Origin of the sequence: Streptomyces sp. NPDC056347 (assembly GCF_042262625.1) — a bacterium.
GTDB lineage: Bacteria > Actinomycetota > Actinomycetes > Streptomycetales > Streptomycetaceae > Streptomyces.
In genome coordinates this window covers 1-14,160 of the sequence record NZ_JBHJQP010000200.1, presented here as the reverse complement: position 1 = coordinate 14,160, position 14,160 = coordinate 1, and the positions used below count along the sequence as shown (strand labels likewise).

13 protein-coding genes and 1 pseudogene are annotated in these 14,160 nt (G+C 71.6%); 12 read left to right on the top strand and 2 right to left on the bottom strand.

Annotated features, from left to right (window positions below; translation table 11 throughout):
* Positions 1 to 1,039, bottom strand: a 1,039-nt coding sequence (locus ACFCV8_RS31520) for a Gfo/Idh/MocA family oxidoreductase (protein ID WP_376688908.1), incomplete at its 3' end; no start/stop codon positions are given.
* Between the two features lie 179 nt (positions 1,040 to 1,218).
* Here ACFCV8_RS31520 and ACFCV8_RS31515 point away from each other — a divergent pair.
* From ACFCV8_RS31515 to ACFCV8_RS31490, 6 genes are all read left to right on the top strand, one after another.
* Positions 1,219 to 1,977 (top strand): GntR family transcriptional regulator, encoded by a 759-nt coding sequence (locus ACFCV8_RS31515; protein ID WP_376688907.1) that lies wholly within the window; start codon positions 1,219 to 1,221, stop codon positions 1,975 to 1,977.
* A gap of 286 nt (positions 1,978 to 2,263) precedes the next feature.
* Positions 2,264 to 3,247: a sugar ABC transporter substrate-binding protein gene (locus tag ACFCV8_RS31510; protein WP_376688906.1), complete on the top strand. Its 984-nt coding sequence runs from the start codon at positions 2,264 to 2,266 to the stop codon at positions 3,245 to 3,247.
* Complete coding sequence (locus ACFCV8_RS31505; RefSeq protein ID WP_376688905.1) at positions 3,244 to 4,296, top strand: ABC transporter permease; 1,053 nt, start codon at positions 3,244 to 3,246, stop codon at positions 4,294 to 4,296. Before ACFCV8_RS31510 ends, ACFCV8_RS31505 begins: the two co-directional genes overlap by 4 nt.
* On the top strand, positions 4,293 to 5,135 hold the full coding sequence (locus tag ACFCV8_RS31500) for an ATP-binding cassette domain-containing protein (protein WP_376688904.1): 843 nt from the start codon (positions 4,293 to 4,295) through the stop codon (positions 5,133 to 5,135). Before ACFCV8_RS31505 ends, ACFCV8_RS31500 begins: the two co-directional genes overlap by 4 nt.
* 132 nt (positions 5,136 to 5,267) lie before the next feature.
* Entirely contained in the window at positions 5,268 to 6,431 is a 1,164-nt protein-coding gene (locus ACFCV8_RS31495) for an ROK family glucokinase (RefSeq protein ID WP_376688903.1), read from the top strand.
* A 14-nt stretch (positions 6,432 to 6,445) separates the two neighbouring features.
* A complete protein-coding gene (locus ACFCV8_RS31490; protein ID WP_376688902.1) occupies positions 6,446 to 7,036 on the top strand; it encodes a hypothetical protein in 591 nt (196 codons plus the stop codon).
* A 45-nt stretch (positions 7,037 to 7,081) separates the two neighbouring features.
* On the opposite strand, the gene ACFCV8_RS31485 is transcribed toward ACFCV8_RS31490, so the two are convergent.
* Entirely contained in the window at positions 7,082 to 8,029 is a 948-nt protein-coding gene (locus ACFCV8_RS31485; RefSeq protein WP_376688901.1) for a methionyl-tRNA formyltransferase, read from the bottom strand.
* A 287-nt stretch (positions 8,030 to 8,316) separates the two neighbouring features.
* On the opposite strand from ACFCV8_RS31485, the gene ACFCV8_RS31480 reads away from it, so the two are divergent.
* From ACFCV8_RS31480 to ACFCV8_RS31455, 6 genes and pseudogenes are all read left to right on the top strand, one after another.
* On the top strand, positions 8,317 to 9,669 hold the full coding sequence (locus tag ACFCV8_RS31480; RefSeq protein ID WP_376688900.1) for a lysine N(6)-hydroxylase/L-ornithine N(5)-oxygenase family protein: 1,353 nt from the start codon (positions 8,317 to 8,319) through the stop codon (positions 9,667 to 9,669).
* Between the two features lie 11 nt (positions 9,670 to 9,680).
* Positions 9,681 to 10,739 carry a FecCD family ABC transporter permease gene (locus ACFCV8_RS31475; protein ID WP_376688899.1) on the top strand — a complete coding sequence of 353 codons (1,059 nt, stop codon included), beginning with the start codon at positions 9,681 to 9,683 and terminating at the stop codon, positions 10,737 to 10,739.
* Positions 10,740 to 10,753: 14 nt separating this feature from the next.
* On the top strand, positions 10,754 to 11,866 hold the full coding sequence (locus tag ACFCV8_RS31470; protein WP_376688898.1) for a FecCD family ABC transporter permease: 1,113 nt from the start codon (positions 10,754 to 10,756) through the stop codon (positions 11,864 to 11,866).
* Between the two features lie 25 nt (positions 11,867 to 11,891).
* The gene (locus ACFCV8_RS31465) at positions 11,892 to 12,734 is read left to right on the top strand and encodes an ABC transporter ATP-binding protein (protein WP_376688897.1); all 843 of its coding nucleotides are present in this window, start codon (positions 11,892 to 11,894) and stop codon (positions 12,732 to 12,734) included.
* A 158-nt stretch (positions 12,735 to 12,892) separates the two neighbouring features.
* Positions 12,893 to 13,942, top strand: a complete 1,050-nt coding sequence (locus tag ACFCV8_RS31460; protein ID WP_376688896.1) for an iron-siderophore ABC transporter substrate-binding protein — start codon at positions 12,893 to 12,895, stop codon at positions 13,940 to 13,942.
* Between the two features lie 2 nt (positions 13,943 to 13,944).
* A pseudogene (locus ACFCV8_RS31455) lies at positions 13,945 to 14,160 on the top strand (ABC transporter ATP-binding protein); the annotation flags it as partial.

Below are 14,160 nucleotides of genomic sequence, written 5' to 3'. Positions count from 1 at the left end.
GGTCCATCCGCTCCGCCGGGGCGATCGTCAGCTGCGGCAGCGACGCGTCGAAGTCGACCGCCACCGGGCGCCGCTCCCGGCGCGACACCTCGCACGCCTCCGCGACCAGCAGCGCCCGCCACGCCTCCCGCCCGTCGCACGGATTGGGCAGCTCGCCCCGCGCCACCCGTACGAACGCGTCCAGTTCGGCCTCGTACGCGGGGGCGAACCGCTCCAGGAAGCCCGGCCACGGACTGGCCGGGGCCGAAGGACCCCGGGGCTCGGCCGAGGTGAGCGGGGCACGGGCGTCCAGACCGACCGTGATCTGGTCCCGCTCGCCGGCCAGCTCCATGCGCACGTCGTAGCCCGCCCCGTTGCAGCGGGTGGCCGACGCCGTGGCGAGGGTGCCGTCGTCGAGGGTCAGCACGACCGCCGCCGTGTCCACGTCGTCCACCGCCCGGAACATCGCGGGCCCGCCGTCCGAGCCGGCGGCGTACACCTCGGCCACCTCGCGGCCCGTGACCCACCGCACCATGTCGAAGTCATGGACCAGGCAGTCCCGGTACAGCCCGCCGGAGAGCGGCAGGTAGGCGGCGGGCGGCGGGGCCGGGTCCATCGTCACCGTCCGCACCGTGTGCAGCCGCCCCAGCGCACCGGACCGCACGGCAGCGCGGGCCGCCCGGTATCCGGCGTCGAACCTGCGCATGAAGCCCAGCTGGAGCACGCTCCCGGCCCGGTCCACCTCGCGCAGCGCCTCCATCGTGCCCGGCAGGTCGAGGGCGATCGGCTTCTCGCAGAACGCCGGGAGCCCGGCCCGCGCTGCCCGGCCGATCAGCTCCGCGTGCGCGGCGGTGGCCGAGGCGATCACCACGGCGTCCACCCCCGCGCCGAACACCCCGGCCGCGTCCGCGACGGCGCTCGCGCCGGTGCGCCGCGCCAGGGCATCGGCCCGGGCCCGGTCGGTGTCCGCGACCACCAGGGTGTCCACCTCGGGATGGCGGGCCAGCGCGCCCGCGTGGAAGGAACCGATCCGGCCGGTGCCGATGAGTCCGATGCGCATGGACCAAACGTGCCGTCCACCAGCTGACCTGTCAATCAAATGTCCTGACAAGCAACCGTTTGCTGCCCGGCTGTTCCGCTGTCCGGACAACAGGACAGCAGGACAACCGGGCAAAGCGACAACCGGGCAACCGGACGACCGCACTACCGGGGCCCCGGCCCGGGGGATACCCTCCACGCGTGCCCAAACCCACCACCGACCCCGCAGTACTCGAACTCGGCGTGGACCGCACCAGCCCGATCCCCCTCTACTTCCAGCTGGCTCGGCAGCTGGAGGCCGCCGTCGAGGAGGGCAGACTCGCCCCCGGCAGCCTGCTCGGCAACGAGATCGAACTCGCGGCCCGGCTCGGGCTCTCCCGGCCCACGGTCCGCCAGGCCATCCAGTCACTGGTCGACAAGGGGCTGATGGTGCGCCGCCGGGGCGTGGGCACCCAGGTCGTGCACAGCACGGTCCGCCGCCCGCTCGAACTGAGCAGCCTCTACGACGACCTGGAAGCGGCGGGCGCGCACCCCGCCACCCGGGTCCTGCGCAACACCGTCGAACCCGCCGACCCCGCCACCGCCGCCGCGCTCGGCGTCCCGGAGGGCAGCGACGTGCACCGCGTCGAGCGGCTGCGGTACGCGCACGGCGAGCCGCTGGCCCTGCTCCGCAACCACCTGCCGCCCGGGATCGTCGACCTCGACACCGGCCGGCTGGAGGCCACCGGCCTGTACCGGATGCTGCGCGGCGCGGGCATCACCCTGCACAGCGCCCGCCAGGCCGTCGGTGCCCGGCTCGCCACCGCCGGGGAGGCGGCCGGCCTCGCCGAGCCGGAGGGGGCCGCCCTGCTGACCATGGAGCGCACCACCTTCGACGACACCGGGCGGGCGGTCGAGCACGGCCGCCACCTCTACCGGGCCTCGCGCTACACCTTCGACTCCCAGCTGCTCGTCCGCTGAACCGGTCCGACACCGCCCCGTCCCGCCCCGTTGACGTCCGGTACGCGCACCGTTAAGACTCCACCAGCCGCACTCGGGCGGCCGGGCGAGAAAGGCGGACACCCTCCCCGTACCACGGCGCCGACACACGCGCCCCGCCCCTGCCGGGCGGCGGCGCCGACCGCTCGGGGATACTTGGCCAGCCGGACCGGGTGTGTGGAGACCACCCCCGGCCCGTGAAGCAGCACAACGAGCAGCACAAGAAGGGCACGGCGTCGTGGCAAGGGTTCGGACAGGGGTACGTGCGATGGGCGCCGTGCTCGCGGCGGTGCTCGGGGTTTCCCTCATGGGATGCAGCAGCACCGGCGGCAAGCGGGCGGAGGAGCGCGCGGCCCGGGCCGCCGCCGAGGGCCGGGCCGCGGTGGACACACCCCGCTGGACCATCGCCATGGTCACCCACTCGGGCGACGGCGACACCTTCTGGGACATCGTCCAGCGCGGTGCCGAGCAGGCGGCCGTCAAGGACAACATCAAGTTCCTGTACTCGCACAACGACGAGGCGCAGCAGCAGGCCCAGCTGGTGCAGGCCGCCATCGACCAGAAGGTCGACGGGCTGATCGTCACCCTCGCCAAGCCCGACGCCATGAAGGACGTCGTGGCCAAGGCGGTCAAGGCCGGAATCCCGGTGATCACGGTGAACTCGGGCTCCGCGGAGTCCAAGCGGTTCGGCGCGCTGACCCACATCGGCCAGGACGAGTCCATCGCGGGCGAGGCGGTCGGCGAGGAGCTGAACGCGCGCGGCCGCAAGAAGGCGCTGTGCATCCTGCACGAGCAGGGCAACGTCGGCCACGAGCAGCGCTGCGCCGGGGCGAAGAAGACCTTCGACGGCCAGCTGCAGAACCTGTACGTCGAGGGCACCAACATGCCCGACGTCCAGGCGTCCATCGAGGCCAAGCTCCAGGCCGACAAGAGCATCGACGCGGTCGTCACCCTCGGCGCCCCCTTCGCGGACGCCGCCGTCAAGGCGAAGAAGACCGCGGGCAGCACGGCCGAGATCGACACCTTCGACCTGAACGCCAAGGTCGCCACGGCCCTCCAGGACAAGACCCTGGGCTTCGCCGTCGACCAGCAGCCCTACCTCCAGGGCTACGAGGCGGTCGACCTGCTCTGGCTCTACCGCTACAACGGCAATGTCCTCGGCGGCGGCCGCCCGGTCCTCACCGGGCCGCAGATCATCACCGAGAAGGACGCCGCCGAGCTGGCCCCGTACACGAAGCGGGGTACCCGATGAGCGCGGCCGCCGGACCGTCCGCCCCGGCCGGGGCGGACGAGCGGCTGCTGCGCACCTCGCCGCTGCGCAGGCTCCTGGGCCGCCCCGAGCTCGGCTCGGTGGTCGGCGCCGCCGCCGTCTTCATCTTCTTCTCGATCGTCGCCGACAGCTTCCTGCGCGCCTCCAGCATGGGCACGGTGCTCTACGCGGCATCGACGATCGGGATCATGGCCGCGCCGGTGGCGCTGCTGATGATCGGCGGCGAGTTCGACCTCTCCGCCGGTGTGCTGGTCACCAGCTCGGCGCTGATCTCGTCGATGTTCAGTTATCAGATGACCGCCAACGTCTGGGTCGGCGTCTTCGTGTCGCTGCTGGTCACCCTGGCCTTCGGCGCCTTCAACGGCTTCATGCTGACCCGTACGAAACTGCCCAGCTTCATCATCACGCTCGGCACGTTCCTGATGCTGACCGGACTCAATCTGGGCTTCACCAAACTGATCAGCGGGACCGTGTCCACCAAGGCCATCGGTGACATGGAGGGCTTCGACTCGGCCCGCAAGGTCTTCGCCTCGCAGTGGACGGTCGGCGGCGTCGAGTTCAAGGTCACCATCCTGTGGTGGGCCGTCCTCGTCGCGATCGCCACCTGGATCCTGCTCCGTACCCGCTTCGGCAACTGGATCTTCGCGGTCGGCGGCGAGGCCGACGCGGCCCGCGCGGTCGGCGTCCCGGTGATCCGGACCAAGATCGGGCTCTACCTGGGGGTCGCCTTCGCCGCCTGGGTCTCCGGCCAGCACCTGCTGTTCTCCTTCGACGTGGTGCAGTCCGGCGAGGGCGTCGGCAACGAGCTGATCTACATCATCGCGGCCGTCATCGGCGGCTGCCTGATCACCGGCGGCTACGGCTCCGCGATCGGCTCCGCGGTCGGTGCCGTCATCTTCGGCATGACCAGCAAGGGCATCGTGTACGCGGAGTGGAACCCGGACTGGTTCAAGTTCTTCCTCGGAGCCATGCTGCTCCTGGCCACCCTGCTCAACGCATGGGTACGCAAGCGCGCGGAGGCGACGACATGACGGCCCCCAGGGAATCGGCCGACGCGGCGGAGACACCCCGCCGGGCGCTGGTCGAGCTGGACCACGTGTCCAAGTTCTACGGCAACATCAAGGCGCTCACCGATGTCTCGCTGGAGGTCCACGCGGGCGAGATCTCCTGTGTGCTCGGCGACAACGGCGCGGGCAAGTCCACCCTCATCAAGATCATCGCGGGGCTGCACCGGCACGACGCCGGAAACTTCCTCATCGACGGCGAGGAGACCACCCTGGTCAACCCGCGCGACGCCCTGGACCGCGGCATCGCCACGGTCTACCAGGACCTCGCCGTCGTCCCGCTGATGCCGGTCTGGCGCAACTTCTTCCTGGGCTCCGAGCCGACGCTGGGCGCCGGCCCCTTCAAGCGCCTGGACGTGCGCCGGATGCGCGAGACGACCCGCTCCGCGCTGCTGCGCATGGGCATCGACCTGCGCGACGTGGACCAGCCGATCGGCACCCTGTCCGGCGGCGAGCGCCAGTGCGTCGCCATCGCCCGGGCCGTCCACTTCGGCGCGAAGGTCCTCGTCCTGGACGAGCCGACCGCGGCGCTCGGCGTGAAGCAGTCCGGGGTGGTGCTCAAGTACGTCGCGGCCGCCCGGGACGCCGGTCTCGGAGTGGTTCTCATCACGCACAACCCGCACCACGCCTATCTCGTCGGCGACCGGTTCGTGCTGCTCAAGCGGGGCGCGATGTCCGGCAGCCACACCAAGGGGTCCATCACTCTGGACGAGCTGACCCGCCAGATGGCGGGCGGCAGCGAGTTGGAGGAGCTCAGCCACGAGCTGGAACGGGCCACCGGCCCCGGCCCGGACGACGTGGCGTAGGACCACCCGCGGGCGGCCCCGTACGCACGGGCCCGCCCGCCCCGGTGTCCGGGCAGTGGCAGAATCGAGCCCGACGGGCGCAGTCCGCCGCCGGGAGCACCGCCCCCGGCTCCCCAACACCCCGCAGGGACGATGAGCACGTACCGCGACTTCACCCACCGCGGCTCCGCCCGCGCCACCGTCCTGCGGACCGTGGGCACCCGGGAGCGGCGCTCGCACCTCACGGCACCGCGGGTCCCCACCGTCGGCATCGACATCGGCGGTACGAAGGTGATGGCGGGCGTCGTCGACGCCGACGGCACCATCCTGGAGCAGCTGCGCACCGAGACGCCGGACAAGTCCAAGAGCCCCAAGGTCGTCGAGGACACCATCGTCGAGCTGGTCCTGGACCTCTCCGACCGGCACGACGTGCACGCCGTCGGCATCGGCGCGGCCGGCTGGGTCGACGCGGACCGCTCCAAGGTGCTCTTCGCCCCGCACCTCGCCTGGCGCGACGAACCGCTGCGCGACGCCCTCGCCTCCCGCCTCGCCGTCCCCGTCATGGTCGACAACGACGCCAACACCGCCGCCTGGGCGGAGTGGCGCTTCGGGGCGGGCCGCGGCGAGGACCATCTGGTCATGATCACGCTCGGCACCGGCATCGGCGGCGCGATCCTGGAGGACGGCCAGGTCAAGCGCGGCAAGTACGGGGTCGCCGGTGAGTTCGGCCACATGCAGGTGGTGCCCGGCGGGCACCGCTGCCCCTGCGGCAACCGCGGCTGCTGGGAGCAGTACAGCTCGGGCAACGCGCTGGTCCGCGAGGCCAAGGAGCTGGCCGCGGCGGACTCCCCGGTGGCGCACGGCATCATCGAGCGGGTCAAGGGAAACATCCCCGACATCACCGGGCCGCTGATCACCGAACTGGCCCGCGAGGGCGACGCGATGTGCGTCGAGCTGCTCCAGGACATCGGCCAGTGGCTCGGCGTCGGCATCGCCAATCTGGCCGCCGCGCTCGACCCCTCCTGCTTCGTGATCGGGGGCGGCGTCAGCGCCGCCGACGACCTGCTCATCGGTCCGGCCAGGGACGCCTTCAGGCGCCACCTCACCGGCCGCGGCTACCGGCCGGAGGCCCGGATCGCCCGCGCCCAGCTCGGCCCCGAGGCGGGTATGGTCGGCGCCGCGGACCTGGCCCGGCTGGTGGCCCGCAGATTCCGTCGCGCCAACCGGCGCCGGGTGGAGCGCTACGAGCGCTACGCCCAGATCTACGACCAGGCCGCGAACACCATCCGCTCCTCCCGCTCCACCCGCACCTCCTAGGGACCCCGAGAGACATGACCGCAGCCGAGCATCCCGTCCTGCCGCGCCAGTCCCCGCCCTCCGACGACGGCCGGCCGCCGCAGGACCGGCGCCGGGTGATCCGCCGACGGCTGATCACGGCGACGATCATCGTGCTGCTCATCGGCGTCCCGGCCGGCTATCTGCTGATCTCCGCCGGCCAGAGCCGCCGATCCGGCCAGAACAAGGAGGCCGAGGCCGCCGTGCAGGGCATGCAGGAGGGCTGGCCCTCACGGCTGCAGCGGCGGATCTACGAGCTCCCGATGCCCGGCAACTCGCTGGACGTGCGGTACTACGAGACGAACAACTGGAAGACCAGCCGGCTGTACGTGGAGTTCCGCACCACGTCCGCCGGGCTGGACCGCTTCCTCGGCCGGCTGGGCAGCGGGCGCTCCGACCTGGAGCCCGGCAGGACGACCATCGGCGCCCGCGACCTGAAGATCTCGGGCTGGTCCTTCCCCGCCGGGGCCGAGTGGGCGGGCACCCGGCACGAGAACAAGGGCCCGAGGCCCACCCAGGACATCATGGTCGACATGACCGACCCGATGAACCCGGTCGTCTACGTGGTCTCCGCGGCCACACCCTGACCGGGTGCCCCGCCGCGGCATCCCCGCCGGGGCCGGGCCGGGGCGTCAGGGCCGCGTGGTCAGATAGCCGCCCATGGTGGTGAAGTACTCCGTGGCCGGAAGCTCCCGGCCGTCCTCGGTCCGTACCCGGGTGACGGCCAGGCCGTGGTTGCGCCCGGTGCGGGCGTCGGCCCCGGCGACGATCACCACGCCCTCGCCCTCGCGGTAGAAGATCCGGCCGGGCGTGCCGCCGTACCGGTTCTGCGAGACCACCGCGGCGAGGATCTCCAGCCGCCTGCCCCGGTGGTGGGTGAAGGCGCTGGGATACGGCTCGGACTGGGCGCGGACGAGCCGTTCGAGGTCCTCGGCGGGCCAGTTCCAGTCGATGCGGATGTCCTCGGCCGAGCGCTTGTGGAAGAAGCTGGCCTGTGAGCGGTCCTGCCGGGTGAACTCCGTCCGCCCGGCGGCGATGAGGCCGAGTGCGCCGATGGTGACCGGCGCGATCAGGTCGACGGTCTTGTGGAAGAGGTCGGTGGCGGTGTCCGCCGGGCCGACCGGGACGGCCTCCTGCCGGACGATGTCACCGGCGTCCAGCTCCTCGTCCATCAGGTGCGCGGTCACGCCCACCTCGGTCTCGCCGTTGATCAGTGCCCAGATCAGCGGGGAGAATCCGGCGTACTTCGGCAGCAGCGAGTCGTGGACGTTCAGCGTGCCGTGGCGGGGCAGGCCGTAGATCCGCGGCGGGATCCAGGTCCGCCAGTTGTTGGCCACGATGATGTCCGGATCGGCCGCCTCGAGCCGCTCGTACAGCTCGTCGTCGTCCGGCCGGTTGCGGATCAGCACCGGGACGCCGTGTTCCTCGGCGAGGTCGGCGACCGAGTCGCTCCAGATCTTCTCGTACGCGTGCTCGCTCTTGGGGTGCGTCACCACCAGGACCACCTGGTGCTCGGAGTCCAGGAGGGCTCGCAGGGTGCGGTGGCCCCAGGTCTGGTATCCGAACATGACGACCCGCATGGGGTTCCTCCTCAGGACAGGGGCGCACCGGCCGCAGCCGTGGTGCCGTATCGAAGCTCCGTAACCAAAGCGCCGTAAGTAAAGCAAGGCTTACCTTAGTTTGCAACAGGGGTAATTCGGGCCCCAGTTGACGCGATGTCGGCGCCCGGGGTGGGGTTCCGCTATCGACAGGGGCTCGTGATTAGCTTAGGCTCACCTAAGTTCCAGGTGGGCGGCTCTGTCCCGTGCCCGCCCTTCGTACGTTCCCCGACGCCTGACAGGCGGCTTTCCCGCACGATGGGAGTGACATGTCACCGGTTCTTCCTGGCGACACACCAGTGGTCCACGATCTGATGGGCATCGGTTTCGGCCCGTCCAACGTGGCCATGGCGATAGCGCTGAGCGAGCACAACGCACGCGCAGGCGACCAGGAGCCGGTCACCGCCCACTTCTTCGAGCAACAGCCGAGCTTCGGCTGGCACCGCGGCATGCTCATCGACGACGCCACCATGCAAGTGTCCTTCCTCAAGGACCTGGTGACGCTCCGGAACCCGGCCAGCGAGTTCAGCTTCCTCTGCTACCTCCAGAGCAAGGGGCGGCTGGTCGACTTCATCAACCACAAGAACCTCTTCCCGCTGCGCGTGGAGTTCCACGACTACTTCGAGTGGGCCGCGGCCAAGGTCGACGACATGGTCTCCTACGGCCACGAGGTCGTCGCCGTCACACCCGTCACCCGCGAAGGCGCCGTGGAGTACCTGGATGTGACGGTCCGTTCGGCCGAGGGGCTCTCGGTCCACCGGGCCCGCAACCTCGTCGTCGGAACCGGGCTGCGCCCCGTCATGCCGCCCGGCGTCGAGCGCGGCGAGCGGGTCTGGCACAACTCCGATCTGCTGCGCAAGGTCGACGCACTGGACTCCGCCTCGCCCTCGCGCTTCGTCGTCGTGGGCGCCGGACAGAGCGCCGCCGAGAACGTCGCCTATCTGCACCGGCGCTTCCCCCGCGCCGAGGTCTGCGCGGTCTTCTCCCGCTACGGCTACAGCCCCGCCGACGACAGCGGTTTCGCCAACCGGATCTTCGACCCCGGCGCGGTCGACGACTACTACGCCGCTCCCGACAGCGTGAAGAGCCGGCTGATGGCCTATCACGGCAACACCAACTACTCCGTGGTGGACATCGACCTGATCGACGACCTGTACCGGCAGATGTACCAGGAGAAGGTCCTCGGCACCGAGCGGCTGCGCTTCCTCAACGTGTCCCGGCTCAGCGGCGTGGAGGAGACGCCCGACGGGGTACGGGCCGCCGTGACCTCGCTCGTCACCGGCGAGGAGACCCGGCTGGACGCCGACGTCGTGGTGTTCGCCACCGGCTACCGCCCCGCCGACCCGCTCGGCCTGCTCGGCGAGGTCGCCGATCTGTGTCTGCGCGACGGGGAGGGAAGGGTCCGCGTCGAGCGCGACTACCGGGTCTCGGCCGATCCGGCACTGCGCTGCGGGATCTACCTCCAGGGCGGTACGGAACACACCCACGGCATCACCACCTCCCTGCTCTCCAACACCGCGGTCCGGGTCGGCGAGATCCTTCAGTCGCTGCTCGAACGTGACGTCAAGTCCGCTGCCGGGGCGGTTCGTCCGGTGGCCGACGGCACCGGGACCAAGGGATAGCGAACGCCGAGATGCGTACCACCGCAATCGAGCGCCCGGCGAAAGGGGGCACCGCGGCTCCCCGGCAGTGGCGGGGAGCCGGGCTCGCCGCGCTGCTGGCGGTCCTGGCCGTCGCGGCGGCGGTGTCCCTGGCCGTCGGCGCCCGGGCGCTGAGCCCCGCCGAGGTCTGGCACGGGCTGTTCACCGACCCCGGGTCCGATCACCGGCTCACCGGGATCCGGCTCATCGTGCGGACCGTGCGGGTGCCCCGGACGGTGCTCGCGGTCGTGGCGGGCGCCGCGCTGGGTGTCGGCGGTGCGCTGATCCAGGGCTTCACCCGCAACCCGATCGCCGACACCGGTCTGGTCGGGGTGAACGCCGGGGCCTCGTTCGCGGTGGTGTCGGTGATCGCCGTGTTCGGCTTCGCCGACCCGCTCCAGTACGTCTGGTTCGCCTTCGCCGGGGCGGCGCTCTGCGGTGTCGTGGTTTTCGGTCTCGCCAGCATCGGCCGGGGCGCGGGCAATCCGCTGACCCTGGCCCTGGCCGGGCAGGGGGTCACGGTCTTCCTCGCGGCGATGACCACGGCCGTGGCGCTCTCCAGCCAGAAGTCGATGAACGCGCTGCGTTTCTGGAACGCGGGCTCGGTGGCCGGGGCCGGGTTCGACGTCATTGCGCCGGTGGCCGTCCTCGTCGCGGTGGGGCTGGTGCCGGCGCTGATCGTCCTGCCCTCGCTCAACCTGCTCAACCTGGGCGACGACCTGGCGCGGGGGCTGGGCGTGAGCGTCGCGCGGAGCCGGACCCTGGGCATCGCGGCCGTCACCTTGCTCGCCGGCGCGGCCACCGCGGCCTGCGGCCCGATCGCCTTCCTCGGGCTGATGGTGGCTCATGTCGCCCGGTACCTGACCGGCCCGGACCACCGCTGGCTGGTGCCGTACGCCGGTCTGCTCGGCTCGCTCGTCCTGCTGGTCTGCGACATCGTGGGGCGGGTCGTGGTGCGGCCCGGCGAGCTGGACGCGGGCATCGTGGTCGCCCTGCTCGGTGCCCCGTTCTTCGCGGTCCTGGTGTGGCGCGGAAAGTTCAGGAACGCATGAAGGCGACGGGACGCATGAACCCGACGGGACGCGGGGACGCGGCAGGGTACGGGGATGCGGCGGGGACGACTCCGCCGCCGGCGCCGGGCCTGCGGCTCGGCCGGGTGTCGTTCGTGTGGCGGCCGTGGCCGGTCCTGGTCACCGTGGTGCTGGCGGCGGGGGCCTTCCTGCTCTTCTGCCTCTCCATCGGCGTCGGGGACTTCCCCATCGGCCTGTCCCGGGTGATCGCCACCGTGCTCGGCCGGGGCGAGGCTGTCGACGAGTTCGTGGTCATGGACCTGCGGATGCCGCGGGCCCTGGCCGGCCTGGTGGTGGGGGTCGCGCTCGGGATCTCCGGGGCGGTCACCCAGTCCGTCGCGCGCAACCCGCTCGCCAGCCCGGACGTTCTCGGCATCACCGGGGGAGCGGGCGCGGTCGCGGTGTTCCTGGTGACGGTGTCGGGCGGGGCGGCGACGGCGGTGCTCGGATCGGTGGGGCTGCCGCTGGCCGCGCTCGTCGGCGGGCTCGGCACCGGGCTGCTGGTGTACTTCCTGGCCTGGCGGCGCGGGATCGACGGCTTCCGGCTCGTCCTCATCGGCATCTCGGTGAGCGCCGTGATGGAGGCGGTCACGACCTGGCTGCTGGTCTCGGCCGACATCCGGAACGTGGCCAGGGCCCAGGCGTGGCTGGTCGGCTCGCTGGACGACCGGTCGTGGGACTCGGTCGGCGTGGCGGCCTGGTGCGTGCTCGGGCTGGTCGTGGTGGTGGCCGTCGCCGCGTTCCCGTTCAAGCCGATGCATCTGGGCGACGACATCGCCGCCGGTCTGGGCGTCCGGTACGCCAGGGTGCGGGCCGTCCTGCTGCTGTGCGCGGTGCTGCTGGCGGCGGTGGCGGTGAGCGCGGCGGGACCGGTGCCGTTCGTGGCGCTGGTGGCGCCTCAGGTGGCGATGCGTCTGACCCGCTTCCCGACCCCGCCGTTGGTGGCCTCCGGGCTGGTGGGAGCGGTCCTGCTGACCGGCTCCGACCTGCTCGCGCGCACCGCGCTGCCGATCTCCCTGCCGGTCGGTGTGGTGACCGCGGCGATCGGCGGACCGTTCCTGGTGTGGCTGCTGGTGCGGGCCAACCTCAAGCAGACCACACGTACGTAGGACGAACCCAGACGAGGGGGGGCCTGTGGCCACTCAGTTCATCACCAAGGACGAGGCGGCGGCCGGGACCGGCGGCGCGTCGCGGCTGGCGGCCCGGGGCGTCACGGTCGGGTACGGCGGACGCACCGTCATCGAGAAGCTGGACGTGGCGATCCCGCCAGGGGTGATCACCACCATCATCGGCCCCAACGGCTGTGGCAAGTCCACCCTGTTGCGCACCCTGACCCGGCTGCTGCGGCCGGACGGCGGGACGGTCGTGCTGGACGGCGAGGACATCGCCGGGCTCAGGACCAGGGACGTGGCCAGAAAGCTCGGCCTGCTGCCGCAGTCGCCGCTCGCCCCGGAGGGGCTGACGGTGGCCGACCTGGTCGCCCGGGGGCGCCATCCGCACCAGAGCTGGCTGCGGCAGTGGTCCTCGGACGACGCCGACGTGGTGGCCCGCGCGCTGGCCATGACCGGGGTCTCGGATCTCGCCGACCGCCCGGTCGACTCGCTCTCCGGCGGGCAGCGCCAGCGCGTCTGGATCTCCATGACCCTGGCGCAGGGCACCGATCTCCTGCTGCTGGACGAGCCGACCACCTATCTGGACCTGGCCCACGCCATCGACGTACTCGACCTGGTGGACGACCTGCACGAGTCGGGCCGCACCGTCGTCATGGTGCTGCACGACCTCAATCTGGCGGCCCGCTACAGCGACCATCTCGTCGTGATGCGGGCCGGCTCGGTGCTGGCGCAGGGGCACCCGCGCGAGGTGATCACCGTCGAGCTGCTGCGCGAGGCCTTCGGGCTCAACGCCGCGGTGATCGACGACCCGGTGGGCGACCGGCCGCTCATCGTGCCGATCGGCCGTACGCACGCCGGGTCCTGAACGACCGTAGCCGCGTCGCGGGTGCGCGGAGCCGCTCAACTCGGGCCCGCCGCAAGAGAATCAATAACTTAGGCTAGGCTACCCTCACTTAAGAGGGATAAGGTTTGGCTGCCCTTACTGCAAGGTGCGGCCCACCGTATGAAAGCAAGGGAATCCGGATGCTTCTCCATCGAACGACGCGTGTGCGGCCCTGGCGGCGGACGGCGGCGGTCCTGTCCGCCGCGGCGCTCGGCGTCGGCCTCCTGACGGGATGCGGCTCCGACGCCGCGGAGCCGAAGGGTGCGGACGCCCCGGCCGCCTCCTCCGGTGCCTTCCCGGTCGATGTGGAGCACGCGTTCGGGTCCACGGAGATCACCAAGGCGCCCCGGCGCGTCGTCACGGTCGGCTACACGGACGACCAGGCCGTCCTGGCGCTCGGCGTCAAGCCGGTCGGCATGGTCGACCAGTACCCGAACCCGGCGGGCAGGTCCCCCGACATCAACACCCAGTGGCCCTGGGTGAAGGACCAGTGGGGCGACGCCCGCCCCGAGGTCGTCATGAGCAACGGTGACACGGGCCCCAACTACGAGAAGATCGCCTCCCTGCGGCCGGACCTGATCATCGCGGTCTACTCCGAGATCGACCGGGCCGCCTACGACAAGCTCTCGAAGATCGCCCCGACCGTCGGTCGCACCAAGGCGGAGAAGGAGCCCTTCAGCGCCCCGTGGCAGGACAACGCGGTGCACATCGCCAAGGCGCTCGGCAAGGAGGCCGAGGGCGAGAAGCTGGTCCGGGGCATCCAGGGCAAGCTCGACGTGGCCAGGAAGGCGCACCCGGAGTTCGCGAAGCAGACCGCCGTGGTGCTGTCCTGGTACAAGGGCTCCGTCGCGCCGTTCACCTCGACCGACGTCCGCGGACGGCTGGTGACGGGCGCCGGGTTCAAGTACCGGACGAAGATCGACGAGGTCGCGGGCGGCAAGTTCTACACCACCCTGTCCCCGGAGCGCGTCGACCTGGTCGACGTCGACCGGATCTTCGTCGTCAACGACCGTGCGGACACCGAGGCGTTGAAGAAGTTCGAGCTGTTCGCCAACCTCTCCGCGGTCAAGGACGGCAAGGTCTCGTACCTGCTGGACAGCGAGGGACCGGCGGTCGGCGCGGCGATGTCCCAGGGCACCCTGCTGTCCCTGCCGTACGCGATCGACGAGCTCGTGAAGTCGGCCTCGTAGCCGTGTCGTCGACCCTGCGTACGGCGACGGGGCGCGAGGCGGCCGGATGGGTCGCGGCGCACTGCCGCCGCGCCCCGTGGCTCACGGCCGCCACCCTGACCACCACGGTCGCCGGGGCCGCGCTCCAGATCCTCCCGGTGCTCCTGCTCAGCCGGGTGGTCGACGGGGTGGCCGGTGGCGGGCCGCGCTCGGTGCTGGCCGGGGTCGGTGTGCTGATG

What these genes read in the sequence shown, in the direction of transcription:
- ACFCV8_RS31460 (WP_376688896.1), top strand. Translation starts at nt 12,893, where the DNA reads ATGCTTCTCCATCGAACGACGCGTGTGCGGCCCTGGCGGCGGACGGCG.
- ACFCV8_RS31475 (WP_376688899.1), top strand. Translation starts at nt 9,681, where the DNA reads ATGCGTACCACCGCAATCGAGCGCCCGGCGAAAGGGGGCACCGCGGCT.
- ACFCV8_RS31510 (WP_376688906.1), top strand. Translation starts at nt 2,264, where the DNA reads ATGGGCGCCGTGCTCGCGGCGGTGCTCGGGGTTTCCCTCATGGGATGC.
- ACFCV8_RS31505 (WP_376688905.1), top strand. Translation starts at nt 3,244, where the DNA reads ATGAGCGCGGCCGCCGGACCGTCCGCCCCGGCCGGGGCGGACGAGCGG.
- ACFCV8_RS31470 (WP_376688898.1), top strand. Translation starts at nt 10,754, where the DNA reads ATGAACCCGACGGGACGCGGGGACGCGGCAGGGTACGGGGATGCGGCG.
- ACFCV8_RS31485 (WP_376688901.1), bottom strand. Translation starts at nt 8,029, where the DNA reads ATGCGGGTCGTCATGTTCGGATACCAGACCTGGGGCCACCGCACCCTG.
- ACFCV8_RS31495 (WP_376688903.1), top strand. Translation starts at nt 5,268, where the DNA reads ATGAGCACGTACCGCGACTTCACCCACCGCGGCTCCGCCCGCGCCACC.
- ACFCV8_RS31500 (WP_376688904.1), top strand. Translation starts at nt 4,293, where the DNA reads ATGACGGCCCCCAGGGAATCGGCCGACGCGGCGGAGACACCCCGCCGG.
- ACFCV8_RS31490 (WP_376688902.1), top strand. Translation starts at nt 6,446, where the DNA reads ATGACCGCAGCCGAGCATCCCGTCCTGCCGCGCCAGTCCCCGCCCTCC.
- ACFCV8_RS31480 (WP_376688900.1), top strand. Translation starts at nt 8,317, where the DNA reads ATGTCACCGGTTCTTCCTGGCGACACACCAGTGGTCCACGATCTGATG.